Genomic DNA, 25,733 nt, shown 5'->3' on the forward strand with positions numbered 1-25,733 from the left:
AAAAGCTTTATAAAGAAGAACTACCCAACATTCCTTTTTATTTTCATCTAAAAATCGATTTCGAATAAACATCGAGTTTCTAGATCGTCCCTATGCTTATGATTTGCTCCTAAAAATAGTTAGTTTTGAATGATTAGTCTTAGTGGCTGCCGATGATTTCTCTCACCCGATAAATTGGACGTTTCTGAGATTCATGATAGGTTCGCATTACTAATTCAGCTAACAATCCAAAACTCAACAATTGTACCCCAGTTAACACTAATAATACTGCTAAAATCAGTAAGGGACGATGACCAATACTTTGCCCTAATACTAATTTGAGAAAAATTAGATAACTCCCTAATGTTATACCCAAAATAGTTGAACCAAGTCCAAATAATCCAAAAACATGCATAGGGCGAGTTAAATATTTCTTAATAAAGAAAACTGTTAATAAATCCATAACAACTCGAAAAGTTCGCCCTAACCCATATTTACTTTTACCGTAACGGCGAGGGTGATGGGAAACAGGCATCTCCGTAATTTTCGCTCCTTCAATATAAGCTAAAGCTGGTAAAAATCGATGTAATTCACCGTAAAGATTCATGTCAGCGACTAATTCTGAACGATAGGCTTTTAAAGAACATCCATAGTCATGAAGATTCACCCCTGTTACTTTACCAATAACCCAATTAGCAATCTTAGAAGGAAGCAACCGAGTTAGGGCATTATCTTTTCGATTTTTTCGCCAACCATTAACTAAATCATAACCCTGATTTAACTTGTTAATCAATCTCGGAATATCTATAGGATCATTTTGCAAATCTCCATCTAAGGTTACAATTATTTTTCCTTTTGCATATTTAAAACCGGCTGCTATTGCCGGTGTTTGTCCATAATTTCGACGTAAAACAATCGCTTTGAAGTTATTAAATCTTTGAGCTAGTTCGCTTAAAATATGAGAAGATTTATCCTGAGAACCATCATCAATACAAATCACTTCATAAGATAAATTACAATCGGCTAAGATTGCAATAATTCTTCTAATTAACTGTTCAATACTTTCTTCCTCATTAAAAATAGGAATTACGATTGAAACTTCAGGAGTTAAATTTTTCTTATTAAGAGTTAAGTTTTCGGAAGAAAATGAAGGTTTCATCTAGATTATCTGGGTGAAAATTAATTCAATTCTAGTAATGAATGAGATAAATATGCCATTCGTTTTATTTCACGACGACCCCTGGCAACCGAGTCTAAAATCATACCACAGGTCAAGCTTAAAAAAGCTAGTAACATCATAGAAGCCGCTAGAATTGCAGTAGGAAATCTAGGAACTAACCCTGTTGCTAAATACTCCCCAAATATGGGCAAACCTAAAAGAATTGAGATTAAAGCGAGAACAATAAAAACTAGTCCGAAAAACAAAAATGGTCGTGCTTCTTTGAATAAAAGGATAGCCGTACCTAAAACTCGCCAACCATCCGTAAAAGTCTTCAACTTACTTTCTGAACCTGGCGGTCTGGACCCATATAATGTATATTCTTCTGCAAAAGGAATCTTTAATTCTAAAGCGTGTACGGTGAATTCAGTTTCGATTTCAAATCCACTCGATAGGGCCGGAAATGATTTAACAAAACGTCGAGAAAAAACACGATACCCTGACAACATATCCTTGAGTTGAGCTCCAAACAGTAGCTTAACCACACTCGTCAAAAAAAGATTTCCCCCGCGATGGCCCAAACGATAAGCTTCTTTATCTTCGATTGCAGAACGACGCGCACCTACCATCATATCAAGACGGTTTGTAATCAGTTGTTCAATTAGTCCCCCAATAGCAGAAACTTCATAAGTATTATCTCCATCGACTAAAACATAAATATCTGCTTCAACATCAGCAAACATTCGCCTAATAACATTTCCTTTTCCTGGTTGAGGTTCACAGCGAATAATGGCTTTGGCGGCGTGGGCCTGTGCTACAGTGTTATCGGTGGATCGATTATCATAAACGTAGATCGCTGCTTCTGGTAATTCTTGACGGAACTGTTTCACTACTTGAGCGATTGTCAATTCTTCATTACGACAAGGAATTAGAACGGCAACTTTGTAGTGAGTTGAAGAAAATTTTAGGGATTGAATTCTGTTATTTAACATAACGCTTATAATTTCTTAACTTAATTTATAAGTAAACTTTTACTGTTGATTTAAGTTCCATTTAATGGGTTTTTATGATTAGAATCTTGATTAGGTTTTTTCTAAAATATTTTTGGTTTTTTTTAAAAAAAAAGAATATCTAGTTCAGCTGAATAATTATTTATTGACTAATAACCATAACATATTGTTCCTTATTTTGTAGCTAACGTCTACGTCGTTGAACCCGATGAGGATGATGTCTTTTGTACGTTCTTTTACCCTTGACTGTCTCTAGTTCATCACTCACCTGAGTAAAAACATCCCTTCGTAAATAGGGGTATTCTCCTAACCAAAGATTATGTTGTGGAAGATAAACATCTGTAATTTTATCAATTTGGCTTAGATCTGACTGTTTTGATAAAATTATCATTTCTGCTACGTCTCCAGGCTTAATGACCTTATAAATTCGTTTGACGGGAGCTTTTATCCTAGCCCTGAACTGTTCGTTATCGCCAACTTCGAGATTGATTCGCCGTTCTCGGTTCTCAATGACGACTAGTTCCCCACGCTTGTTGACAGTTTGTTCTTCTCCAACAATTTCTTCTGTGAGATAGATATCTAATACTCGTCCTTGCCAAAATCCACTATAGGGAAAGCGACGGTAACTACTATTGCGTAAATTTGCCCAGTAAATAGGGCTCCACAGCCAATATAATCCAGCAATAATGTCGAAAATAAGTTTAATGGTTACGCTTCCTGAACCTAGGAGTTTTCCAATTAACCAGAAAATAGTTAGAGCAACCACAGAAATTAATAACCGTCTTAAGACATCCCGCGCTTTTCCCCAACAAGATGCATATTGTGCTCCTGTTGCAATAGCGGGAATAATTTTCTCGAGTGCTTGGCGAGTCAGAGGGATCAACATCTAAGTTTTGATAATTGGAAAATCATACAATTCCTGAACTAAATTATTAATCTTGAATTGGTCCTAAGAATTAAATTGTTGTTTGAATTAGGTAATTAACTTAGGAGCAATTCAATCTTTTTTAAAGATAACACTTCATTGAACAATCTATTTTACTTCAATGTAATATTGCAATAGAGTCTACTAACTTAACCTATTAGTCATCGTTCATACCATATGTTATAAAGTACGGGAAAAATTTTTAGTTACAATTCATAATAATGTAATGAATTACACAAAGTAATTTCTAGCATAACTAACGTAATATAAAATTAACTAAATTTTCTACATAACTCCCCTTAAATAGACTGTAAGACTCCACACTTTTTTAGTATTTTGGGACTGACATAACCCTTAAAATTTTTATATTATAAATATAACAAAAGAAAGGTAAATAACTCACCATGTTAACGACTACTACCGAGATTATTAACCCTCGTAACTACATAATTGCTGCTACTAGTGTAATGTTTCTTAGCGTAGGATTAACAGAAGTTTTTAAAGAGACAACAACTGTAGAACAAAACATTTGTTACAACGATGAGCGTGATATAACTGCGGAATTAATAATTTATAACCAAATATTTAATCGTTAGTTATTTCTTAAAAAAAATTGCTATATAATGACTAATGAAAAGGGTGAGTAAATGAATTCAGTAAGACAAGTATTATCTACAAATTTAAACCATTATTTCAACGTCATAACTTTGACTAAAAGTTAATATTTAAGTAGTTAAACATAATTTAAAAATTTATTCCTACGCTTTTTAACAAAAACTAGAGTTAGTTTATATTTATTGAACTCATGGTTTAATGCTTTCTATAGAGATTCTTAAATCTGTTTAAACTTGTTTAACTTTATCTTGTTGAGTTGTTCTATAACTATCTGTTTAGATTTCTATTTCGTTCAAAGTTAAAATACTAAATTGGTATATAATAATTTTCAAAACTCTTATTTTGATTGAAATTTACGACCTTAAGAACTTGACTTATATAAAACTGAGTTGTCGAGGTATTAAAACCTTGTAAAGTAGACTTTTAGTTTCTTATTAAAATTATTTTGCAGCTGACTTAGGAAATTTTAAGTTACTAAGTTTATTTCAAATTAATTTATATTAATTTCTTATAGAGAAATAGTAAAAACTATCATAATCTATGATTTTACTTTATATAAAGATTAATAGTATAAAGTTTTAAAATTGAATTATTAATTTACTTAAACCTATTATTTCACTATTTGTTGGACTGTTTTTATTGTTCTTCTTTTAAGAAAAAAAGAGATGTATTAATTAACATCTCTAATGGCTTCTCCAATAATTAATTATTGACGAGCATTGGGACAAGTTTCTAAATCCTCTATTTTTGGATTTAAACTGTTTAAACCAATCCAAGAGTCAATTTGCTTTACATCAAATCCTACTTGAAAAACTTCTTTCACTTGAATAAGAGGACGACGAATCAATAGAGGATCAGCTATCATTAAATGAAGTGCTGTTTTCTCGTCTAATTGTTTTGGAATAATTTCTCCTGATTTAATTCGAGGTGCAGTAGGGTTAAACCATTCTTCAACAGGTCGATCACAAAAAAAAGGTCGTAACTTTTCCAAAGTCCAAGAAGTCGTTAACAGGTTACGAACATCCAAGGTATGTCCTGCATTCTGGAGAAGTTTTTTTTGCTTTGTATTGTTAATACAACCTGGTTTTTCGTAAAAAATAACATTAGCCATTTTTTCTTAGTCCATAGGAGCCAAATAATGATCACGAAGAAGATTTGCAATACTCTGAGGTTGGGGGTTGCTGCATTTTTCTTTCCCAGGCATTAAAATCATATTGGGCGCCTTTTTACAGCGTTTCTGACAACTAGTTTTTTGGATAGTTACAGAGTGTTCCAACCCCAAACGACAGATAGTTTTTTGGAGTTCTAGATAAAGTTCTTCACTACCATTTTTAGCACAATCAGACTTATTACACAAAAGAATTTTTCCTTTTTTTGAGCAACTTGGTGATTGATTTTCAGAAATTGCTGAATAATTTTGGTTTAAATCATCTTTACACTCTAAGCCACAACTCAATCGATTTACTTGAAATGCTTTGAGTTTAAAGTCATTAAAACTACCCTTGAATTTTTGTCTTCCTACAATCTGAACCCAATCACCAACAGCTAAACCATATTCTAAGGACTCCCGTAATTCTTTATCCAATTTAATATGTAACTCTTTGCCATTGAGCATTAATCGCAGAGATTTCAATCGGCCATTGGGTTTATTGATAAATCCAACAAACTGACCCTCTAATCGAAATGATAAAGTTTGGTAATGCACTGAATCCATGACTAAATCCTCAATAATTAGAGAACAAGAAAGTAAAAATGAGACAAAAAGGAGGAAAATGTTAACCTCCTCCTCTTTCCCTTTACTTTTCAAATTCGCTAAAGGGTTTACCTATGTTTCTTTCTCCAAAAGCTAACAGTAATTACAGCTTTGTCGCTTCCATAGTTTGGGGTAACTTAGTATCATCGGTCAAAGTAGGAAACTTTAAATCCCAACCATTAGCCAAGGTTAAAACTTTCCCCTCATCTGCGGGGGTCTCATTGACCACCACTTCTTCTAAGTCTTTTTTAGGAACGTAGACAGATAAACTGCCGGTATCGTTACGACTTAAAATAACTTTCATGAAATAACTCCTAATAACAAAAAATGACAATCTAAACACTAATATAGGGGGCGGAACTATGATCACTAATCAACAGTTATAATTCCAATTTTTTTTAGTGCATTAGTCAATAGCTACTCATTTCGGACTTGCGACGTTCGAGGGTTTCAGGATCCTCAGCTGATTCTAATTCCTTGCGGCGACATCCTACAACAAAGCCACTATCAATAAAATGCACCGCATAAATATAATAACTCTGTAGATAAGTTCCAATACCAACTACATAGCCAACATCACCTTTTTTTGCCAAAGTTTGGCCAAGTTCTTTACCTGGAAATGTACCATCATTACGAATCATTTTCCGTAAGCGGACTTTTTCTTCCATTTGAAAAACTGGAGGATCATTGAGTTCGATTTCGCCAGGATTATATAATCCCATGAGATATTCTCCTATGAGGTACTAAATTAATTAATTCATCCACTGTTAAACTTCGTTTCATCTTAACTGACAAACTGCGCACTGCGTCTAAAACACATTGGGCTTCCTCTCGATTTAAAGTAATGCCATGTTGTTTTAGCAGATTAGCAACTAGATGTCTTCCAGAATGCTTACCTACCACCAATTGTCTTTGCCAACCGATTTCCTCTGGGGAAAAGGGTTCATAGGTTTGGGGATTTTTGAGAACTCCGTGGGCGTGAATACCTGATTCGTGAGCGAAGGCATTGTCTCCTACTACAGCTTTCCAAGGAGGAAGAGTGTGACCAGAGGCAGCAATCACCAACTGAGATAATTTCCTCAAATGACAAGTATCAACGCCCAAGTCCACCTTATAGAGATGCTTCAGAGCCATAATTATCTCTTCTAAGGCCGCATTTCCTGCCCGTTCTCCCAACCCATTAACGGTAGTATTTACCGAAGTAGCTCCCGCTTGAAGGCCAGCTAAAGCATTGGCTGTAGCTAAGCCAAAGTCGTTATGAGTATGTATCTCTACAGGGATTGATAACTTTTTTACTAAGTTCCCAACTTTTTTGGTAGTAGTGACAGGATTTAGAATACCTACCGTATCGCAAAATCGAAAACGAGATGCCCCCCATTCCTGAGCAGCACAGGCAACCTCTAGCAAAAATTCTTCTGAAGCTCTAGAGGAATCTTCTGCTCCTACAGAAACAAATAAATCGTTATCTACAGCAAATTTAAGGGTGTTTTCTAGATAGGTAAAAACCAGAAAGCGATTACCCTTGAACTTAGTTTGAATTTGTACCTCAGACACGGGAACGGAGATATGAACTCGTTTGAGTCCACAAGCAACGGAAGCTTCCACATCGGAGCGGACTGCTCGATTCCAGCCTAATAAATCGGCTTTTAACCCTAACTGGGTAATCGCTGTAATGGCTTCTGCTTCACTTCCTCCCATGGCCGGAATCCCTACTTCCAATTCGGGAATGCCCATAGTATCCATTAAACTAGCTAGAGATATCTTTTCTTCGGGAGTAAAAACAATACCAGCTGCCTGTTCTCCATCTCTGAGGGTGGTATCATTAATATAAGTTTTGTCCATGGCTTAATGTCTCGACAACTATAGGTAAGAACTTGCTAAGATGATAGTCAAGGGAATTGGAATTGAATCTGAGCATCAAGCCAATCCCAAATTCGTTGAAGTTGTCCTCTAGAAATTAATCCATATTGCCATAGCAACATAGGAATAGGATCCCCCGGTTGTCGGCGATTGTTTATGGCAACCGCTAGGTCATCGGAGGAAAGAGATAGTTCTTGTTGTAGAAATTGAGTGAATTCGTTAGAGATTGGATGATCTTCCATGACAGCACTAAAAAACTAATTACTCCGCAATCAGCCAGCAGAGCTAGGTCTCAACGAGTTAAGGGCGCAACAAACAAGACGGTAATTACGATAAGTTTGAGAAAAATATTCTCAACTATTGTAGAATTGAGTTGAAAGGATATCAGCCGCCTCCCAGCAGCGTCCGAGCCAGTCCACCAATTCTTGACGAGAGGCACTCGCCTGGTAGACGGTGCTGCGCAAAAGAATGGCATCAATGCCGTGTTCAATTTCAACCCACAAAGACCCGTCGTCGGGACACCAACAGGGGATCATCAGTTCTTCAAGGCGACGATGGAGTAACCAGCGTTCACATCGAGAAACCTTCGCAACTTGGCTGATTAACGCATCGGGACGAGATGATCTAATCATAATGGTAGAATAGGGTTAGGATAGGTTTTGTATCTTTTGTTCCAATTGCTCAATTCGGTCTAACAAGGTCCGAATAACTTCGGCTTCTACATCGGGTAACTTGCCGTGTTCTAAGGGACAGCCACGACCACTGCGGGAAATAATCCGACCCGGCACACCGACCACAGTGCAGTCACTAGGGACATCCCTTAGAACAATTGAACCAGCTCCGATGCGAACGTGATCACCAATGGTAATATTTCCTAAAACTTTAGCTCCCGCCCCCACCACTACATTATTGCCAAGGGTAGGATGGCGCTTACCGAGTTCCTTTCCAGTCCCGCCGAGGGTAACGTTTTGATAAATTAGACAATAATCACCAACAATGGCAGTTTCCCCAATAACTACTCCCATGCCGTGATCAATAAATATTCCTTCTCCGAGGGTTGCCCCTGGATGAATCTCAATACCTGTAAAAAATCTCCCCAGATGGGAAAGAAAGCGCGGCAGAAAGGGTATTTCATAGTGCCACAGCCAATGAGAAATACGATGTAAAACTAGGGCGTGTAACCCTGGATAACAACACAGCACCTCTAGCCAGTTGCGGGCAGCTGGATCACGGGCGAAGATTATCTGAAAGTCTTCCCAAAGAGTTTTCAACGGCAGTTGAGTCGGATGGGAAGGCGCCGACAAGGTCGTAATCGAGATGTTTGGGGGATTATCTCGACTCTCAGAACGTCCGTCTCTAAGCGGTATGGATCCAAACATTGAATTCCGTGATTCTACATAGACCTAGTTGTTATGCTTATACCAAGTTACCCTGAACTGTTCAAGACAATTGTGGCGAGTCAGACTAATCAATATTAATTATTAATGTACTCAAAATTTCAACAAACTTATATTTTCAGCGTTTACGTCGTTAATTAATTTTTTTTTGAGTATGGGGTGCTAGTATTTTTGGTACATTGCTTATGTATTTATAGGTATGGGTAAAAGAATTTATGTACTCAATCTAGACATCAATCAGGGTAAGGATTTAAACCACATAAAAAGAAAATTTTAAGACATCATCTAAAGAACTCAAGAATTGATCATGAGTTAACCCCTAAAGACCTTATGAAATAAGGTCTTTAGGGGTTTTGATGCACAAAGGTTAGAGTAGATATAAATTAAAGTCAGCTTTATCTTAAAAAAAGTGTTACGTTAGATACAGAATTGAATTCCGTGACAGCACTGGAGGAGCTTCAGAACGCTTACTCCGGTTTTTTATAGTAGAGGAGTAGAAGAGAAAACAGGAAAGAGACCTAAATATACGAAGAGAAAAGCCAAACATAGAAAATATATCAACATCTTGCCGAGGAGTCTATTGTCATTCTCGGTGGAGGGGTAAAGAGTAGTTGAGTACAAAATCATAAAGAAAATTACGAAGAACTTAACTGTCTCAGAATGGTTTCAGTTCCTTTTATAAAAGAGATTTTGTCTTGAGTGCATAAATGCTCGTATCCCCTAAAAAAAATACCTAGACCTAATGCTGAAAATACTGGTACCATGACCTAAAAAAAAAAAATAACATGCGTTTATGCGGTGTAAAGAAGTAGTTTCAGCACTTGAGTACTTTCTAATAAATATAATAAATCCCAACTCATCCGTCTACATCGGGAACTATCAGAGGAAGTGATATAACTTGTACAGACGCCAAAGACGAAAATCAATCGTTTTTGACTCCTGTTGTGATAAGTTCCAGCAAGCGACTGAATCACCAAATGCTCTTAGAAATGCTCTTAGATGTTCTTAAGTCATTTTTTAGCCACCTCTTACTCCACGGAATTCAATGTTACAATCAACCGGTCTAACTAACTCTGACTCATCAGCGGCCAAGACAGTAACCCCGTCTACCATAAAAGCTTCGGGCCCATGTGGCTGCGATTCCTCTGCTCCTCAGGCTATTCCTGAGAACATTCAGGAGCGAATTGCTAAACACCCTTGTTATAGTGAGGACGCACACCACCACTATGCTAGGTTGCACGTAGCAGTTGCCCCTGCTTGCAACATTCAATGCAATTATTGTAACCGCAAGTACGATTGTGCAAACGAAAGCCGTCCAGGAGTGGTTAGTGAAGTTCTAACCCCCGAAGAAGCTGCCCACAAGGCTTTAGTCATTGCCGGAAAGATTCCTCAAATGACCGTGTTGGGTATTGCAGGTCCCGGTGATCCCTTGGCGAACCCCAAGCATACTTTCCGCACCTTTGAATTAGTAGCTGAGCAAGCACCTGATATTAAATTATGTCTGTCAAGCAACGGCTTGATGTTAACAGAGTATATTGATAAAATCAAAGAACTAAAAATTGACCATGTTACCCTAACCATTAATATGGTTGACCCTGAAATCGGGGAAAAAATATACCCTTGGGTACGTTATAACCGCAAACGTTACAAGGGAATTGAAGGGGTCAAGATCCTTCATGAAAAGCAAATGGAGGCTCTTGATGCCCTCAGGGAAGCAGACATCCTTTGCAAGGTCAACTCAGTCATGATTCCTGGAATTAACGACCAACACCTAGCAGAGGTTAATGAAGTTATTCGTTCTAAGGGTGCATTTCTTCATAACATCATGCCTTTGATAAGTGCGCCTGAACATGGGACCCACTTTGGGTTAATAGGACAACGCGGTCCTAACCCCAAGGAACTTAAAGCGGTTCAAGACAGTTGTTCTGGCAACATGAAAATGATGCGTCACTGTCGTCAATGTCGGGCAGACGCGGTAGGACTCTTAGGGGAAGACCGTTCTCAAGAGTTCACCAAAGATAAGTTCCTCGAGATGACGCCTGAATATGATTTAGCCGCCCGTCAGGAAGTCCACGAAAATATCGAGAGATTCACCGCCGAGGTAAAAGCGGCTAAAGCCGCTAAAGCCGCTAAAGCCGCTAAAGGAGGTCCTAAGATTCTTGTAGCGGTAGCAACTAAGGGGAATCGCTTAGTCAACCAACACTTCGGTCATGCCAAAGAATTTCAGATATTTGAAGTTGATGGCGTAGATGTTAAATTCGTAGCTCATCGCAAAGTCGATCATTATTGTCAAACTGGGTACGGCGAGAAAGCGACTCTCGAGCATATCATCAAAGCTATTGCTGATTGCAAAGGAGTACTTGCTTCTAAGATTGGTCTTTGCCCTCAGGAGGAGTTGCGTAAGGCTGGTTTAGAACCCTTTGAGGCTTACGATGTCATCGACAAAGTAGCCCTGGATTTCTACGAGCAGTTTACAAAGTCTAGCGAATCGGTGGGAGTGTCATAGATTATGAGTTCTATTGTTATCACTTCAGCAACTGCTGCTAGTGCTATAGATCACCATTCCAACAATGACACTCAGGATACCTGTTATAGTTGCGTCAATGACCATCGTATACCACCTTGTGCGGGATTTTCCCAAGATTATAGCTGTTTACCCAATCTAGGCAGCAACCAGCGAACCTAAATCTAACAGGGGTAGTGTCATGAGTTATGCCATAACATCTGAATGTATTGTATGTCATTCCTGTCGTGTTGGATGTCCCACCAATGCTGTTTCCTCCGATAAAGATGTCTTGCTCGTTGACTCTACCACTTGTAACCATTGCCGAGGCTACCGTGGAACCTCTCAGTTTGCTGTTGTATACACCACAAATGTGGGTCGTCTACCCAGTACTCACTGCGGTTCTTTAGCCTCGTGCCCGCTACAGGCTTATTCTTGGAAAGATTGCTTCGGTCGTTATTCAAACCTTATTAAAATAGTTCAAGACCAAACAAAGTCAGTCCTGTCGGGAACATTGGTTTGCCGTTTATTCACAAAAATTAGCTCTCTCGTTATTCCAAAGCGCAATCAGGATTTGACTAAGATTTTAACATCTGTCTCCTGCCTTTAACTTAACTGCTAGTTGCTCGATCACGGAATTTATTTATGGGTACCTTGCGATGAAAGACTGTGTATATCTCGACAATAACGCTACTACACAAGTTGACGAAGAAGTTCTTGCAGCTATGCTGCCCTATCTAACCCACTATTACGGTAACCCCTCTAGCATGCATACCTTTGGTGGGCAGGTGGGGCTTGCGGTCAAAACTGGTAGACAACAGGTTGCTTCCTTGTTGGGTGCGGAACCTTCTGAGATTGTTTTCACTAGTTGTGGAACTGAAGGAGATAACGCCGCAATTCATGCTGCCCTTTTAGCTCAACCCAACAAACGTCACATCATCACTAGTAAGGTCGAACATCCGGCAGTTCTTAACCTCTGCAAAAGTTTGGAACGTCAAGGTTACATTGTCACTTACCTGTCGGTTGACGATCAAGGGCAGTTAGATCTTTCAGAGTTTGAGGCATCTCTGACCCAAAACACAGCGTTAGTTACTCTGATGTATGCCAACAACGAAACCGGCGTTATTTTTCCAATAGAACAAGTTGGGCAACTGGCCAAGAAATACGGAGCAATATTTCACGTTGATGCGGTACAAGTAGTAGGAAAAATTCCCCTCGATATGAGGGAAAGTACCATTGATATGTTGACTCTTTCTGGTCATAAAATTCATGCCCCTAAAGGAATTGGTGCTTTATACGTGCGTCGTGGCACAAGATTTCGCCCTTTACTGATCGGTGGGCATCAGGAAAGAGGTCGTCGCGGAGGAACGGAAAACGTCCCTGGTATTGTCGCCCTAGGAAAGGCTGCTGAGTTAGCTGAGTCTCATCTAATTATGGGAACTGGGGAAAAGGAGTTACGAGATTATTTAGAACAAACTATACTAACAACTATTCCTGATACCGTACTTAATGGTCATGCTGTAAAAAGACTTCCCAACACCTCAAATATTGGCTTTAAATTCATCGAAGGAGAAGCTATTCTCTTATCCCTAAATCAACATGGAATTTGTGCCTCTTCTGGTTCTGCTTGCACCTCCGGATCTTTAGAACCATCTCATGTATTGCGGGCGATGGGACTTCCGTATACGGTACTTCACGGCTCCATTCGCTTTAGTTTGTCTCGTTTTACCACTTATGCTCAAGTCCAAAAGGTACTTGAGGTACTGCCGGGAATTATTGATCGCCTCCGTGCCTTGTCTCCGTTCACTAGTGATGATGCCGGTTGGCTCGTCGAACGACAACAGGCAACTTTAGCTAAATAGTGAATACTAACAAGAAAAACAGCTATCAACTCGTCATTAGTATTAACAGATATCAACGATTCAGGTAGGAAAAGACAATGTGGGACTATACAGACAAGGTCATGGAACTCTTCTACAATCCTCGAAACCAGGGAACGATCACGGAGAAAAAATTGGGAGAAGCAATTACAACTGGGGAAGTGGGAAGTATTGCTTGTGGTGATGCGCTAAGACTACACTTAAAAATCGACGAAAGTGCTCAGATTATTTTGGATGCGCGATTTCAGACCTTTGGCTGTGCCTCAGCGATTGCCTCCTCTTCCGCATTGACAGAATTATTGGTGGGCAAGACTTTGGATGAAGCTCTTAGCTTAACTAATAAAGAGATTTCTGAGTTCTTGGGAGGATTACCCGAAGAAAAAATGCACTGTTCTGTTATGGGACAAGAAGCGTTGGAAGCAGCTATATTTAACTATAGGGGAATCCCCTTACATAACAACGAAAATGACGGAGGAACTTTAGTATGCCGTTGTTTTGGAGTAACTGATTCCAAAATTCGCCGCATTGTTCTTGAAAATAATTTGAATACTGCTGAACAGGTTACGAATTATATCAAAGCGGGTGGCGGTTGTGCTTCCTGTCTTACCGATATCGATGACATTTTAGCTGAATTAGCTGAAATTGTGCAAGAAGAGACCATGGCAGTGGAAGCAGCAACAGAAGTTGCCCTCTCCAAATCAAAAGTTGTCACTACCACATCTTTAACAAATCTGCAAAAAATCACTCTTATTCAAAAGGTTCTTGAAGAAGAAGTTAAGCCAGCCCTAGCACAAGATGGAGGGGATGTAGACTTGTTTGATGTAGAAGGAGATTTAGTCAAAGTCACTCTCAAAGGAGCTTGTAATTCTTGTGCGAGCAGTGCAGTCACCCTGAAAAATATAATTGAGGACAAATTGCGTGATCGTATCTCTTCAGAATTAATCGTCGTTTCTGTATAACAACTTGGTAAATAGAACAAACTATCAACTATTCACTTAATCTACTATCAACTACCCAAAGCCCATGTTATTAATTAAAAAAGGTCGAGAGCGATCTCCACCATAGGTATCGCTTCTCGCCGGGCGTTTTAGAGATAAACCACTATCAAGGATAATTACGAGAATTAGTTTATCTACCTACTCATGATACAATCCTGGCTAGGTCTGGTTTTGCCCTCTACAGCGCCACCTCGTGAGTGAAGTTTTATAGCTTTTGCTCTTCTCGGGGTAAGCTTTTCTTAACCAAGAGTTAGCTTCTGTGTGGAAGAAATCCCAGAACTGACGTAGAGATTAAGGGTTCGATGGGACATAATTCCTACTGCTAATGATCAATTGGCGATCCACTCTCACGTCAGAAACGGTCAAAACTTCCCTATTGTACACACTTATTGTCTAACAAGCGAGAGTCAACAATGCGTCAAATTGCATTTTACGGAAAAGGCGGTATCGGTAAGTCTACTACTTCTCAAAACACCCTTGCTGCACTCGGCGAAAACAACCGTATTATGATTGTTGGTTGTGATCCCAAAGCAGATTCCACCCGTTTGATGCTACACACCAAAGCACAAACCACCATTCTTCACTTAGCAGCAGAACGGGGAACCGTTGAAGATATCGAGCTCAGTGAAGTATTACTCGAAGGATACCAAGGAATCAAATGTGTTGAGTCCGGTGGTCCTGAGCCTGGAGTTGGATGTGCTGGTCGTGGGATCATCACTGCTATTAACTTTCTTGAAGAAGAAGGTGCTTATGAAAATCTAGACTTCGTATCCTATGATGTATTAGGAGACGTTGTTTGTGGTGGTTTCGCTATGCCTATCCGTGAAGGAAAAGCACAAGAAATCTACATCGTTACTTCTGGGGAAATGATGGCGATGTATGCTGCTAACAACATCGCTCGTGGGATCCTTAAGTATGCTCACACCGGTGGGGTTCGTTTAGGCGGTTTAATCTGTAACAGTCGTAACGTTAACTGTGAAGCTGAGTTAATTGAAGAATTGGCTCGTCGTCTTGGAACTCAAATGATTCACTTTGTACCTCGTTCTAAGCAAGTACAAGAAGCTGAATTACGTCGTATGACTGTTATCGAATACTCACCTGATCACCCTCAGGCTGAGGAATACCGTGAATTAGCTCGCAAAATTGAAAACAACAAAAACTTAGTTATTCCTACTCCTATCTCCATGGAAGAACTCGAAACCTTATTGGTCGACTTCGGTATCCTTGGTGGTGAAGAGGAGTATCAGAAAGCTATTCAAGCTGACCAAACTGCGCCCACAGCTTAGGTTTAGTCTCGCTTAGTCGGAATAGAGGAACACCAAGGTAAAAGTGGATGGGAAATAGTAATGAGGGAAACAACCGACAACTATTAATCCTTTTGCCTTCCCTCTTTTTTCGATGATTCCTAGATTCCTAATCCTTTACGACTCTACAGAGGAACATCATGGCAACAGTAGAAGAAAATAAGAAGCTTATTAAGGATGTCCTAGCGACATACCCTGAGAAAACCGCTAAAAAACGTGAGAAACACCTCAACGTTTACGAAGAAGGTAAAGATGATTGTGGAGTAAAATCCAACAAGCAATCCTTACCCGGTGTGATGACCACTCGTGGTTGTGCTTACGCTGGATCAAAAGGGGTGGTTTGGGGTCCTATCAAGGATATGATCCACATCTCCCACGGTCCCGTTGGTTGTGGTTACTATTCCTGGTCTGGTCGTCGTAACTACTACATCGGAACTACCGGGGTTGATACCTTCGGAACCATGAACTTCACCTCTGATTTCCAAGAACGGGATATTGTTTTTGGTGGAGACAAAAAGCTCAGTAAAATCGTTGATGAAATAGAAGAGTTGTTTCCCCTCAATGGTGGTATTTCTGTTCAATCAGAATGTCCCGTTGGATTAATCGGAGATGACATTGAATCTGTCGCTCGTACTAAGAGTAAAGAAATCGGGAAATCAGTTGTTCCCGTTCGTTGTGAAGGGTTCCGTGGGGTTTCTCAATCCTTAGGACACCACATCGCTAACGACATGATCCGTGATTGGGTTTTCCCCGCTGCCGACAAAGAAAACGCAGAATTTGAAAGCACTCCTTATGACGTTGCCATCATCGGTGACTACAACATTGGTGGAGATGCTTGGTCTAGCCGTATTCTTCTTGAAGAAATCGGACTCCGCGTTGTAGCTCAGTGGTCTGGCGATGGTACTTTCACTGAAATGAAAGCCACTCCCAACGTTAAGTTGAACCTCATCCACTGCTACCGTTCCATGAACTACATCAGTCGTCACATGGAAGAAAAATACGGTATTCCCTGGTTGGAATATAATTTCTTTGGACCTACCAAGATTGCTGAGTCTTTACGCACCATTGCTGAACGTTTTGATGAGACTATTCAAGCGAAAGCTGAAGAAGTTATCAAAAAGTACCAAAAACAGTGTGATGACGTTTTGGCGAAGTACCGTCCTCGTTTAGAAGGCAAAACTGTCATGATGATGGTTGGTGGACTACGTCCTCGTCACGTTGTTCCCGCTTTCCAAGACTTAGGTATGAAGATGATCGGAACTGGGTATGAATTTGCCCACGGTGACGACTACAAACGTACAACTAAGTATGTTGAAGATGCGACCCTCATCTATGATGATGCAACCGCTTATGAATTCGAAGAATTCGTTAAAAAACTCAAGCCTGATTTAGTAGCCTCTGGGGTTAAAGAGAAGTATGTCTTCCAAAAGATGGCTCTTCCTTTCCGTCAAATGCACTCTTGGGATTACTCAGGACCTTACCACGGTTATGATGGCTTCGCTATCTTCGCCCGTGACATGGACTTAGCCCTTAACAGTCCCACTTGGGGATTAGTTGGCACCCCTTGGAATAAATAGAGGGATAAAAGAAGACACGGGGGACTAAGGAAAACACGAGAGACTAGGAATATTTTGTTCCATATCTCCCTAACGCCCCCCTCCCTTGGAAATGTGCCAATTAATCAATATTCAACCCTACCCATACAGGAGTTACCAAACAAAATGGCTCAGAATGTAGATAACATTAAGGATCACGTTGATCTGTTCCACCAGCCTGAGTATCAAGAACTGTTTGAAAATAAGAAACAGTTTGAAGGAATGCCTTCTCCTGAGAAGGTCCAAGAAATTGCTGAGTGGACAAAAACCTGGGAATACCGCGAAAAGAACTTTTCCCGTGAAGCCCTAACTATCAACCCCGCTAAAGCTTGCCAACCTCTTGGTGCTTTATTGGCCGCTGTCGGTTTTGAAGGAACTCTTCCTTTCGTTCATGGTTCTCAAGGATGTGTGGCTTACTTCCGTACCCACTTAACCCGTCACTTCAAAGAACCTGTTAGTGCTGTTTCTTCTTCCATGACTGAAAACGCTGCTGTTTTCGGTGGATTAAAAAACATGATTGAAGGTTTGCTGAACGCTTATACTCTTTATAAGCCCAAAATGATTGCTGTCTGTACTACTTGTATGGCAGAAGTAATTGGAGATGACTTGGGTGCATTCGTAGAAACTGCTCGTCAAGATGGTTCTATCCCTGAAGATTTTCCAGTGCCTTACGCTCATACTCCCAGTTTTGTGGGCTCCCACATCACCGGTTATGACAGCATGATGAAAGCAATCCTTTCCACCTTGACTGAAGGCAAGAAAAAAGAGACTACTAACGGAACCATCAACTTTATCCCTGGTTTTGAAACCTATATGGGGAACCTTCGGCAACTCAAAAGCTTGACGGCTGCAATGGGAGTTAATGCCACTATTTTAGGTGACACCGAAATGTACCTTGATTCTCCCAACTTAGGGGAGTTCAAAATGTACCAAGAAGGAACACCTTTAGATGCCGCTGCTGACTCTATCAACGCTGAAGCAACCATTACCCTTCAAACCCACACCACTCCTAAGACTCGTGAATATATTCAGAAAGAGTGGAAACAAAAGGTCCTTAACTATCTTCCTTGGGGTATTAAAGGTACCGATGAGTTCTTGATGGGCTTATCCGAACTGACCGGAAATCCTATCCCTAAAGAACTTGAAATCGCTCGGGGACGTGCGGTTGACGCAATGACTGATACCCAAGCTTGGGTACACGGTAAGCGCGCTGCGGTTTACGGAGATCCTGACCTAGTAATGGGCTTATTACAGTTCATGTTAGAAATGGGTATCGAGCCTGTTCATGTTCTGGTTAATAATTCTACCAAAGAATTTGAAATTGAAGCTAAAGCTCTTCTAGAATCTAGTCCTTTCGGACAACAGGCTACTGTTTGGGGTGGTAAGGACTTATGGCATCTTCGTTCCTTACTATTCACTGAACCTGTTGATTTCTTAATTGGTAATTCCTACGCCAAGTATCTTGAGCGTGATACCAAGACTCCTTTAATCCGTATCGGATATCCTATCTTTGATCGCCACCATTTACATCGCTATTCCACTATTGGGTATGAAGGTGCTATCAACCTACTCAACTGGATTGCTAATGGGGTTCTTGAAGCGTTAGATCGTAAGACTGATACTCCTTCTGTGACGGATATTTCTTTCGATCTAGTTCGTTAATCACAGGGAAATCTGAAAACAAGGGAGACTTAGGAAGATTTAGGGAGTAATCACTCTCCCTCTCCTCTCCCCTCCCTTTTTCAGATCGATATCGATCTGAAAAAAAAGTTACGGTAACTAGAACCCATTATTTCTCGACTGTTAACAAACCTGGGTTCGGGTCTTTCTGTACTCTAAGACGTTAGATAGAGTTGATGAAAGTGCAAACAGGCTAAAATTGCTCATACTATGGGTTGGTTGCCTATGCCTGTTCCTTTGAACGGGATATTTTTGTATTTGGACGTACTCAGCTTCATATTACTTCTTTAGGACACACTCGAACCTAACTGGAGTTTGTGACGCTATATTACGAGAGCTCTCACCTATCTTTTCAATGTCTGTGGTGAAGATGCAAGTAAATGTGTTTTTTAATAAAAAGGCAAAAGGCAGTAGCTCGATTTCATTCTTACCCACTCATCCCCTTTTATACTAAGACTAGTCATTGGTAACAAGAATAAGCGGCAATTAACATGAAACTCACGAAAGGCAAAATCTCGGAACTGCTCACCCAACCTGGTTGTGAACATAACCATAGCAAGGAAGGTCAAGGAAAAAATAAGTCCTGTACACAACAAGCTAAGCCTGGGGCGGCTCAGGGAGGTTGTGCCTTCGACGGAGCGTCTATCGCTTTAGTTCCTATCACGGATGCGGCTCATTTGGTTCACGGTTCTATCGCTTGTTCAGGTAATAGTTGGAATAGTCGTGGCAGCCTCAGCAGTGGACCCATGACCTATAAAATGGGGTTTACCACGGATATATCAGAAAATGATATTATTTTCGGGGGTGAAAAAAAGCTTTATAAGGCGGTTGCTCGATTAGTAAAACGCTACAATCCAGCAGCTGTTTTTGTCTATTCCACTTGTGTTACTGCTCTAATTGGGGATGATTTGGATGCAGTTTGTAAAGCCGCTACCGCTAAGTATGAAACTCCTGTTATTCCTGTTCATTCCCCTGGTTTTGTGGGTAGTAAAAATCTAGGGAATCGCCTCGGCGGGGATGCATTGTTGCAGTATGTTGTCGGAACCCGTGAGCCAGAATATACTACTGATTATGATATTAATTTGATTGGGGAATATAACGTTGCCGGAGAAATGTGGGGTGTTTTACCTCTGTTTGAGAAAGTCGGTATTCGAGTATTGGCAAAGATTACAGGTGATGCGCGTTATGAAGAAGTATGTTATTCTCATCGCGCCAAACTCAATGTAATGATTTGCTCCAAAGCTTTAATTAACATGGCGACAGCAATGGAGGAACGTTACGGGATTCCTTACATTGAGGAATCATTTTACGGCATTGCAGACATGAATCGTTGTTTACGCAATATCGCCGCAAAATTGGGTGACCTTGCCTTGCAACAACGGGTTGAAGAATTGATTAAAACTGAAACTGAGCAATTAGATAAAGCATTAGTCCCTTATCGTAATCGCCTTAAGGGTAAGCGAATGGTTCTCTACACTGGAGGGGTCAAAAGTTGGTCTATTGTCTCTGCAGCACAAGATTTAGGAATGAAAGTAGTGGCAACCAGCACTAAGAAGAGTACAGAAGAAGATAAAGCAAAAATAAGGAAACTTTTAGGCAAAGACGGCATGATGCTTGAAAAAGGTAATGCAACAGAACTCTTACAGGTTGTAGAACAGACGAAGGCAGATTTATTGGTAGCAGGGGGTCGCAATCAATATACTGCACTAAAAGCGAGAATCCCCTTCCTAGATATTAACCAAGAACGTCATCACTCCTATGCCGGCTATGTAGGAATGATTGAAATGGCTAGAGAATTAGATGAAGCAGTGCATAGTCCTATTTGGCAACAGGTCCGTAAACCGGCTCCCTGGGAAATTTGGCAGCGGGAACACGAAGGCTTACTGAATCTAGAAGCGGAATAGGGAGTGGTGAATAGTATAGTGAAGATCATAAAGTTTTCCAGTTAGTGACTACCAACTATCGGCTCTCAACTACTAACCATCAACGCTTAACTATTACATGCTTAATTTGTAACTAAAATGACAACTGTTGTTAATGCAAACAAATCCCTGTCTGTCAACCCCCTCAAAATGAGTCAACCATTGGGCGCGTCCTTAGCATTTTTGGGGTTGAAGGGAATGATGCCTCTATTTCACGGGGCGCAAGGCTGTACCGCGTTTGCCAAGGTTGTCCTAGTACGCCATTTCCGTGAAGCTATTCCTCTATCAACCACTGCCATGACGGAGGTAACGACTATCTTAGGAGGTGAGGAGAACGTTGAACAGGCAATTTTGACTATTGTCGAGAACAATAACCCTGATATCATTGGGTTGCTCACCACGGGGCTAACAGAGACGCGCGGAGATGATATGAAGCGCATTCTCAAAACCATTCGGGAACGTCACCCAGAACTGGACAGTTTGCCCATTGTTTATGTTTCTACCCCAGATTATAGCGGCTCTTTACAAGATGGTTTCGCCTCTGCAGTAGAGCAAATTGTCGCGTTGGACTACAATGCCTTCCCTGGGAAAGCATCTCTCAGTTCGGTTGTCTATCCCCAACCTCAAGTTAATATTTTGCCTGGTTCTTTTATATCTCCAGGAGATATGGAAGAACTTAAGGCAATTGTTGAAGCATTTGGTTTGACCCCTTTAGCTATTCCAGATTTATCGAGATCTCTTGATGGACACCTTGAAGATGGATATCAAACTATCACTGGAGGAGGAACAACGGTTGCTCAATTAAGATCATTGCCTCGTTCAAGTTTTACCCTAGCAGTTGGGGAAAGTATGCGCGGAGCAGCTAAAATATTAGAGGAACGTTTCGGGACAAAGTATGAGGTGTTCCCTCGTTTAGCTGGTCTAGAAGCGGTTGATAGCTTTTTGTGGCGTTTGTCTCAAATTGTTACTTCTCGTTGCGATCACCATTTCCCCATTATTCCTAATATTCCTGCGTTATTCCAACGTCAACGCCGTCAACTTCAAGATACTATCCTAGATACTCATTTTTATTTCGGAGGTAAAAAGATAGCTTTAGCTCTTGAACCAGACCTACTCTATCAAACTGCTTGGTTACTTAATGATATGGGTGCTAAAGTTTACGCGGCGGTTACTACCACTAGGTCCCCCATTTTGGAAGATTTACCTATCGGTACTGTTACCATTGGCGACTTGGAAGATTTAGAGGATTTGGCAGCTGGGTCAGATTTAATCATTACCAATTCTCACGGAACTGTTTTAGCAGAACGCTTAAATGCTCCCTTATATCGTATGGGCTATCCAGTCTTTGATCAATTAGGTAATGGTCAACGGTGTTTAGTTGGATATCGCGGAACAATGCGGTTTCTGTTCGATGTCGGCAATATTTTGTTAAATGAAGAAGCTAACGCCCCTCATTGTCCATCAGTCTTAAGTCATAATTGAGCTCTTTGCTTAATGGCTTTTCGAAATTTTCCACTAATTTATTTCAGTTTTAAGAGGAAAACTACCATGAAAGTTGCATTTACTACCAGTGATAGGGTTCACATTAATGCCCATTTTGGTTGGGCGAAGGAAATTGACGTTTATGACGTTACACCTGAAGGGTTCAGTTTTGACAAAACTCTAGAATTTTCAGGAGATTTAAAAGAAGATGGTAACGAAGACAAAATAAACCCAAAACTTGAAGCCCTCAAAGGGTGTACTATTATCTATGTTGCTGCTATTGGTGGTAGTGCAGCGGCTCGATTGATTCGCAGCAATGTTACCCCAGTTAAAGCTAGGAGTGAATCGGAAACTATTGAGGAACTGCTAACAGAATTGGTAAAAACCTTGAAGGGAAATCCTCCCCCCTGGTTACGCAAAGTTCTTCAACAAGAGTCTAAACCTTTGAACTTTGAAGATGAGGACGAAGAGGGGATTTTAGTTAATGGTTGATAGTATATAGTGGATAGTTTTGAGTTCATTATTAACTATCAATTGTCAATCGTTAATTAACATCAGAGAGCTGCTATGACGACTACAACTAATTCAGAACAGTCAACACTTTTAGTTTCGAATAGTCCCTTTTTACAAGAAGTGGCTCGACAAATTCGGGCCTACGATCACTATGGGGTCTATAAAAGTTGGACTAATGAATTAGTCCTCGGACCTTATGTAATTAGTAAAAAACAAAAACGGGAAATTTCTCTAGAGGGAGATATCGACCCAGCTACTAAATTAAGAATTCTTTGTTTCTATCGTGCTGTTGCTAGTCTAATTGAGAAAGAAACGGCTCAGTTATGTCAGGTAGTAGTCGATCTAAATAATGAAGGATTTGGTTGGGCCTTGGTCTGGAGCGGTCGCTTGATGACAGTTTGCCGGACTTTAAGAGATGCTCATCGCTTTGGTTTTGACTCCTTAGAAAAGTTAGCAGTTCAAGGAGAAAAAATTACTCAATCAGGAATCGAAGTTGTGCAGCGTTTTCCTGAAGCTGCAAGATTTTAATGGCTAAAATCTATCAAGATTTGTTCTCTTAAGTCGAGAGTTTTTGACGAATCTTTGTCAGAAATAGCTGTTTTAATTTTCCTAAACAATAATTAAGTGAAAATTGTTCATTGCTAACGGTTTGTTAAGGAAGAGTTGAGTGAAAATGGGAGAAGTAACAACTGCTAAACCAACACCAGAAAATATAGAAGCTCTCAAAAAATCCATCAAACGACTCAATTCCAAAGCGGGTCAACAGAAAATGGATTTGCATGATCTAGCGGAAGGTTTACCGACAAATTACAAAACCTTACTAGAGATGGCTCAGAAAACTTACGACATTTATTTTGAACTAGATCAACTGAAAAAACAACTCAAAATCTGGGAGGAACTCTAAAATGGCTGGTACAAAAAAGACCTACGAACAGTTTTCCAAATTAATTAATGCAGAAGATTTTTTAGAGTTTTTTGACATTAAATATGACCCCGGTTTTGTTAATGTTAATCGTCTTCATATTTTGAAGCAGTTTTCCATTCTTATTGCCGCCGTTGATAAGGCATTTCCTGATATCAGCGAGTCAGAAAAAATAGCTAAGTATGGTGAAGCTTTTCAAGAAGCTTATGAGTTGTTCAAAACTTCTAGTCCTTTGGAAACTAAGCTATTTAAGGTCTTCAAAGATGCCCCTAAAAACGTAGTCTTACTTGACGATTTAGCTAAAGAAACTGAGGATTAAGAGTCATTATGGAGTTAACCCCCATCGAATTAGAACGCTATTCTCGTCAAATGCAATTAGACGGCTTTGGTGAGGAAGGACAGAAGAAACTGAAATCCACTACTGCCATTGTTACAGGGGTAGGTGGGCTTGGCGGAACTGTCGCTCTTTACTTAGCTGTCGCCGGAATAGGCAAGTTAATTCTAGTTCGAGGGGGCGATCTTCGTCGGGACGACCTAAACCGTCAGATTTTGATGACCGACGATTGGGTGGGAAAACCGAGGGTATTCAAAGCTAAAAAAACTCTTTTAGAAATCAATCCTGATGTGGAAATTGAGGCTATCCCTGAATTTGTGACCTCAGAGAATGTCCATAACCTGATGCAACAAGCCGACATTGCCCTCGACTGTGCCTTTGACTTCAAAGAACGTGAAGCCCTGAATGCCGCTTGTGTGCGACAGAAAATTCCGATGGTGGAAGCGGCTATGAGTGAGATGGAAGCCTACTTAACCACGGTTGTTCCTGGGGAAACCCCCTGTTTGTCCTGTATTTTCCCTGAGAAACCAACCTGGGACCGTTGGGGGTTTGGGGTATTAGGGGCTGTTTCAGGAACCCTAGCTTGTTTAGCTGCCTTAGAAGCTGTGAAACTAATTACGGGACTAGGAGAGCCATTGACCGGACAATTATTGACAATGGATTTGGCGAGCACTACTTTTGCTAAACGTCGTCCTTATCATGATCCTGACTGTCCGGTTTGTGGTAATTTCACCTGAAAAACTTGACTGAGACAATAGCCCAGAACACACGGAGAGTGCTCATCTAAGTAGTGAGTAGTAAATAGTGAGCAGAGAATACAACTTTACAGTCGGTAACTATCAACTGAAACTTGGAGACAAATTATGACAGTTAGTTTAACTGAAAAAGCAGCCTTTAGACTTCGTACCTTCTTAGAGGGGAAAGGAGCTAAGGTAACTGGGATTCGTGTTGGGATCAAAGATGGCGGCTGTAATGGCTATGAATATACCCTCAATCTAGTAAAACAGCCAGACGACCAGGATATTTTTTTTGAACAGGAAAATGTTCCTATTTATGTTGATTCCCAGAGTTTCCCTCTTCTTAAGGGAGTGGTAATTGATTTCGTAGACAGTTTAGCCCAAAGCGGATTTACTTTTACCAATCCTAACGCTGAAGACACCTGTGGGTGTGGCAAATCTTTTTCATCAAGAGATTGTGGTGGTAAAGCCACCCCTTGTAGCTAATTCAAATTTCCAATTACTGTTCTTAAATGGAGGAGAACACACATGACTACTACTTACAAAGTTCGTCTCATGAAAGTTGCCAAAAGAAAAAATAAAGAGACGGGCAAAAAAGAAGAATTTGCAGAAATGGACGTAACTTTGGAAGTACCAGAGGATCAATATATTCTGGATTTTGCTGAAGAAAACGACATCGAGTTACCTTCTTCGTGCCGCTCAGGAGGTTGTTCTAGCTGTGTTGGCAGAATGGTAGAGGGAGAAATTGATCAAGAAGATCAAAGCTTTTTGGATGATGAACAAGTGGAGAACGGATGGGTGCTTCTTTGTGTAGCTTATCCTCGCTCTGATTGTACGATTAAAACTCATCAGGAACCTTACTTAGGGTAAGTCATAATCTTTTCTAGTTTTATACTCATCATCTGCTATTGAAGTCGTAGTTTGTTCTTGTAATTCTGCGACTTTTTCCCCCTCTTATCCTTTTTTAGGAGTTATGTATTATGGACACGATGCGCGAATTTTTGCTGAGGTTCGGCTATGCTCAAATGGAAAACATTTGTCTTCAAAACAATATTTTGGATGATGGGAGAGATTTTGCTCAATTTGTTGGGTCTGGATAATGTAGCCGATTATAGTGAGTTTCTTTTCGGGCAAGAACTAGAATTATCTCGCAAAAATCACAAAA

29 protein-coding genes are annotated in these 25,733 nt (G+C 40.2%); 18 read left to right on the forward strand and 11 right to left on the reverse strand.

Going from position 1 to position 25,733, the window contains the following annotated elements:
• Window positions 1-139: 139 nt before the first annotated feature.
• From RGRSB_RS07665 to RGRSB_RS07675, 3 genes are all read right to left on the reverse strand, one after another.
• Window positions 140-1,138: a glycosyltransferase family 2 protein gene (locus RGRSB_RS07665; protein WP_119260531.1), complete on the reverse strand. Its 999-nt coding sequence runs from the start codon at window positions 1,136-1,138 to the stop codon at window positions 140-142.
• A gap of 20 nt (window positions 1,139-1,158) precedes the next feature.
• On the reverse strand, window positions 1,159-2,130 hold the full coding sequence (locus RGRSB_RS07670; protein ID WP_119260532.1) for a glycosyltransferase family 2 protein: 972 nt from the start codon (window positions 2,128-2,130) through the stop codon (window positions 1,159-1,161).
• A gap of 202 nt (window positions 2,131-2,332) precedes the next feature.
• The gene (locus RGRSB_RS07675; RefSeq protein ID WP_119260533.1) at window positions 2,333-3,034 is read right to left on the reverse strand and encodes a phosphate ABC transporter permease; all 702 of its coding nucleotides are present in this window, start codon (window positions 3,032-3,034) and stop codon (window positions 2,333-2,335) included.
• A gap of 443 nt (window positions 3,035-3,477) precedes the next feature.
• On the opposite strand from RGRSB_RS07675, the gene RGRSB_RS07680 reads away from it, so the two are divergent.
• Window positions 3,478-3,669 (forward strand): hypothetical protein, encoded by a 192-nt coding sequence (locus RGRSB_RS07680; protein WP_119260534.1) that lies wholly within the window; start codon window positions 3,478-3,480, stop codon window positions 3,667-3,669.
• Between the two features lie 725 nt (window positions 3,670-4,394).
• Here the strand turns inward: RGRSB_RS07680 and RGRSB_RS07685 are convergent.
• From RGRSB_RS07685 to cysE, 8 genes are all read right to left on the reverse strand, one after another.
• Window positions 4,395-4,799, reverse strand: a complete 405-nt coding sequence (locus RGRSB_RS07685) for an ArsC/Spx/MgsR family protein (RefSeq protein ID WP_119260535.1) — start codon at window positions 4,797-4,799, stop codon at window positions 4,395-4,397.
• Window positions 4,800-4,805: 6 nt separating this feature from the next.
• Window positions 4,806-5,402 carry a (2Fe-2S) ferredoxin domain-containing protein gene (locus RGRSB_RS07690; RefSeq protein WP_119261013.1) on the reverse strand — a complete coding sequence of 199 codons (597 nt, stop codon included), beginning with the start codon at window positions 5,400-5,402 and terminating at the stop codon, window positions 4,806-4,808.
• A 142-nt stretch (window positions 5,403-5,544) separates the two neighbouring features.
• On the reverse strand, window positions 5,545-5,745 hold the full coding sequence (gene nifT, locus RGRSB_RS07695) for a putative nitrogen fixation protein NifT (RefSeq protein ID WP_119260536.1): 201 nt from the start codon (window positions 5,743-5,745) through the stop codon (window positions 5,545-5,547).
• A 106-nt stretch (window positions 5,746-5,851) separates the two neighbouring features.
• Window positions 5,852-6,163: a nitrogen fixation protein NifZ gene (locus tag RGRSB_RS07700; RefSeq protein WP_119260537.1), complete on the reverse strand. Its 312-nt coding sequence runs from the start codon at window positions 6,161-6,163 to the stop codon at window positions 5,852-5,854.
• The gene (gene nifV, locus RGRSB_RS07705; RefSeq protein WP_119260538.1) at window positions 6,150-7,283 is read right to left on the reverse strand and encodes a homocitrate synthase; all 1,134 of its coding nucleotides are present in this window, start codon (window positions 7,281-7,283) and stop codon (window positions 6,150-6,152) included. The genes RGRSB_RS07700 and nifV overlap by 14 nt, the downstream gene beginning before the upstream one ends.
• Window positions 7,284-7,330: 47 nt before the next feature.
• Window positions 7,331-7,543, reverse strand: a complete 213-nt coding sequence (locus tag RGRSB_RS07710) for a DUF2949 domain-containing protein (RefSeq protein ID WP_119260539.1) — start codon at window positions 7,541-7,543, stop codon at window positions 7,331-7,333.
• Between the two features lie 111 nt (window positions 7,544-7,654).
• A complete protein-coding gene (locus tag RGRSB_RS07715; protein ID WP_119260540.1) occupies window positions 7,655-7,933 on the reverse strand; it encodes an Asr1405/Asl0597 family protein in 279 nt (92 codons plus the stop codon).
• A 15-nt stretch (window positions 7,934-7,948) separates the two neighbouring features.
• On the reverse strand, window positions 7,949-8,680 hold the full coding sequence (gene cysE / locus RGRSB_RS07720; protein WP_119260541.1) for a serine O-acetyltransferase: 732 nt from the start codon (window positions 8,678-8,680) through the stop codon (window positions 7,949-7,951).
• 1,063 nt (window positions 8,681-9,743) lie between these two features.
• Here cysE and nifB point away from each other — a divergent pair.
• From nifB to RGRSB_RS07800, 17 genes are all read left to right on the forward strand, one after another.
• Window positions 9,744-11,204 (forward strand): nitrogenase cofactor biosynthesis protein NifB, encoded by a 1,461-nt coding sequence (gene nifB / locus RGRSB_RS07725; RefSeq protein ID WP_119260542.1) that lies wholly within the window; start codon window positions 9,744-9,746, stop codon window positions 11,202-11,204.
• Window positions 11,205-11,207: 3 nt separating this feature from the next.
• The gene (locus RGRSB_RS10200) at window positions 11,208-11,384 is read left to right on the forward strand and encodes a hypothetical protein (protein ID WP_172582075.1); all 177 of its coding nucleotides are present in this window, start codon (window positions 11,208-11,210) and stop codon (window positions 11,382-11,384) included.
• A 476-nt stretch (window positions 11,385-11,860) separates the two neighbouring features.
• Window positions 11,861-13,063: a cysteine desulfurase NifS gene (gene nifS, locus RGRSB_RS07735; protein ID WP_119260543.1), complete on the forward strand. Its 1,203-nt coding sequence runs from the start codon at window positions 11,861-11,863 to the stop codon at window positions 13,061-13,063.
• Window positions 13,064-13,140: 77 nt separating this feature from the next.
• The gene (gene nifU, locus RGRSB_RS07740) at window positions 13,141-14,040 is read left to right on the forward strand and encodes a Fe-S cluster assembly protein NifU (protein ID WP_119260544.1); all 900 of its coding nucleotides are present in this window, start codon (window positions 13,141-13,143) and stop codon (window positions 14,038-14,040) included.
• Window positions 14,041-14,492: 452 nt separating this feature from the next.
• Window positions 14,493-15,365: a nitrogenase iron protein gene (gene nifH / locus RGRSB_RS07745; RefSeq protein ID WP_119260545.1), complete on the forward strand. Its 873-nt coding sequence runs from the start codon at window positions 14,493-14,495 to the stop codon at window positions 15,363-15,365.
• A 158-nt stretch (window positions 15,366-15,523) separates the two neighbouring features.
• Window positions 15,524-16,960, forward strand: a complete 1,437-nt coding sequence (gene nifD, locus RGRSB_RS07750; protein ID WP_119260546.1) for a nitrogenase molybdenum-iron protein alpha chain — start codon at window positions 15,524-15,526, stop codon at window positions 16,958-16,960.
• Window positions 16,961-17,104: 144 nt separating this feature from the next.
• Window positions 17,105-18,640 (forward strand): nitrogenase molybdenum-iron protein subunit beta, encoded by a 1,536-nt coding sequence (gene nifK, locus RGRSB_RS07755; protein WP_119260547.1) that lies wholly within the window; start codon window positions 17,105-17,107, stop codon window positions 18,638-18,640.
• Between the two features lie 233 nt (window positions 18,641-18,873).
• Window positions 18,874-18,966, forward strand: coding sequence for a Mo-dependent nitrogenase C-terminal domain-containing protein (locus RGRSB_RS10845; protein ID WP_275540739.1), 93 nt, complete (start codon window positions 18,874-18,876; stop codon window positions 18,964-18,966).
• A gap of 183 nt (window positions 18,967-19,149) precedes the next feature.
• Entirely contained in the window at window positions 19,150-20,562 is a 1,413-nt protein-coding gene (gene nifE, locus RGRSB_RS07760) for a nitrogenase iron-molybdenum cofactor biosynthesis protein NifE (protein WP_119260548.1), read from the forward strand.
• Window positions 20,563-20,679: 117 nt separating this feature from the next.
• Window positions 20,680-22,062: a nitrogenase iron-molybdenum cofactor biosynthesis protein NifN gene (gene nifN / locus RGRSB_RS07765; RefSeq protein WP_119260549.1), complete on the forward strand. Its 1,383-nt coding sequence runs from the start codon at window positions 20,680-20,682 to the stop codon at window positions 22,060-22,062.
• A gap of 66 nt (window positions 22,063-22,128) precedes the next feature.
• Window positions 22,129-22,554, forward strand: a complete 426-nt coding sequence (nifX, locus tag RGRSB_RS07770) for a nitrogen fixation protein NifX (RefSeq protein ID WP_119260550.1) — start codon at window positions 22,129-22,131, stop codon at window positions 22,552-22,554.
• A 75-nt stretch (window positions 22,555-22,629) separates the two neighbouring features.
• The gene (locus tag RGRSB_RS07775) at window positions 22,630-23,103 is read left to right on the forward strand and encodes a NifX-associated nitrogen fixation protein (protein WP_119260551.1); all 474 of its coding nucleotides are present in this window, start codon (window positions 22,630-22,632) and stop codon (window positions 23,101-23,103) included.
• 145 nt (window positions 23,104-23,248) lie between these two features.
• Window positions 23,249-23,479: a CCE_0567 family metalloprotein gene (locus tag RGRSB_RS07780; RefSeq protein WP_119260552.1), complete on the forward strand. Its 231-nt coding sequence runs from the start codon at window positions 23,249-23,251 to the stop codon at window positions 23,477-23,479.
• A 1-nt stretch (window position 23,480) separates the two neighbouring features.
• Window positions 23,481-23,816, forward strand: coding sequence for a nitrogenase-stabilizing/protective protein NifW (gene nifW / locus RGRSB_RS07785; protein ID WP_119260553.1), 336 nt, complete (start codon window positions 23,481-23,483; stop codon window positions 23,814-23,816).
• A gap of 8 nt (window positions 23,817-23,824) precedes the next feature.
• Complete coding sequence (locus RGRSB_RS07790; RefSeq protein WP_119260554.1) at window positions 23,825-24,568, forward strand: HesA/MoeB/ThiF family protein; 744 nt, start codon at window positions 23,825-23,827, stop codon at window positions 24,566-24,568.
• A gap of 126 nt (window positions 24,569-24,694) precedes the next feature.
• Complete coding sequence (locus RGRSB_RS07795) at window positions 24,695-25,054, forward strand: HesB/IscA family protein (protein WP_119260555.1); 360 nt, start codon at window positions 24,695-24,697, stop codon at window positions 25,052-25,054.
• A gap of 42 nt (window positions 25,055-25,096) precedes the next feature.
• A complete protein-coding gene (locus RGRSB_RS07800) occupies window positions 25,097-25,438 on the forward strand; it encodes a 2Fe-2S iron-sulfur cluster-binding protein (RefSeq protein ID WP_119260556.1) in 342 nt (113 codons plus the stop codon).
• The last annotated feature ends 295 nt before the right edge of the window (window positions 25,439-25,733 follow it).

Source organism: cyanobacterium endosymbiont of Rhopalodia gibberula (genome assembly GCF_003574135.1).
GTDB lineage: Bacteria > Cyanobacteriota > Cyanobacteriia > Cyanobacteriales > Microcystaceae > Rippkaea.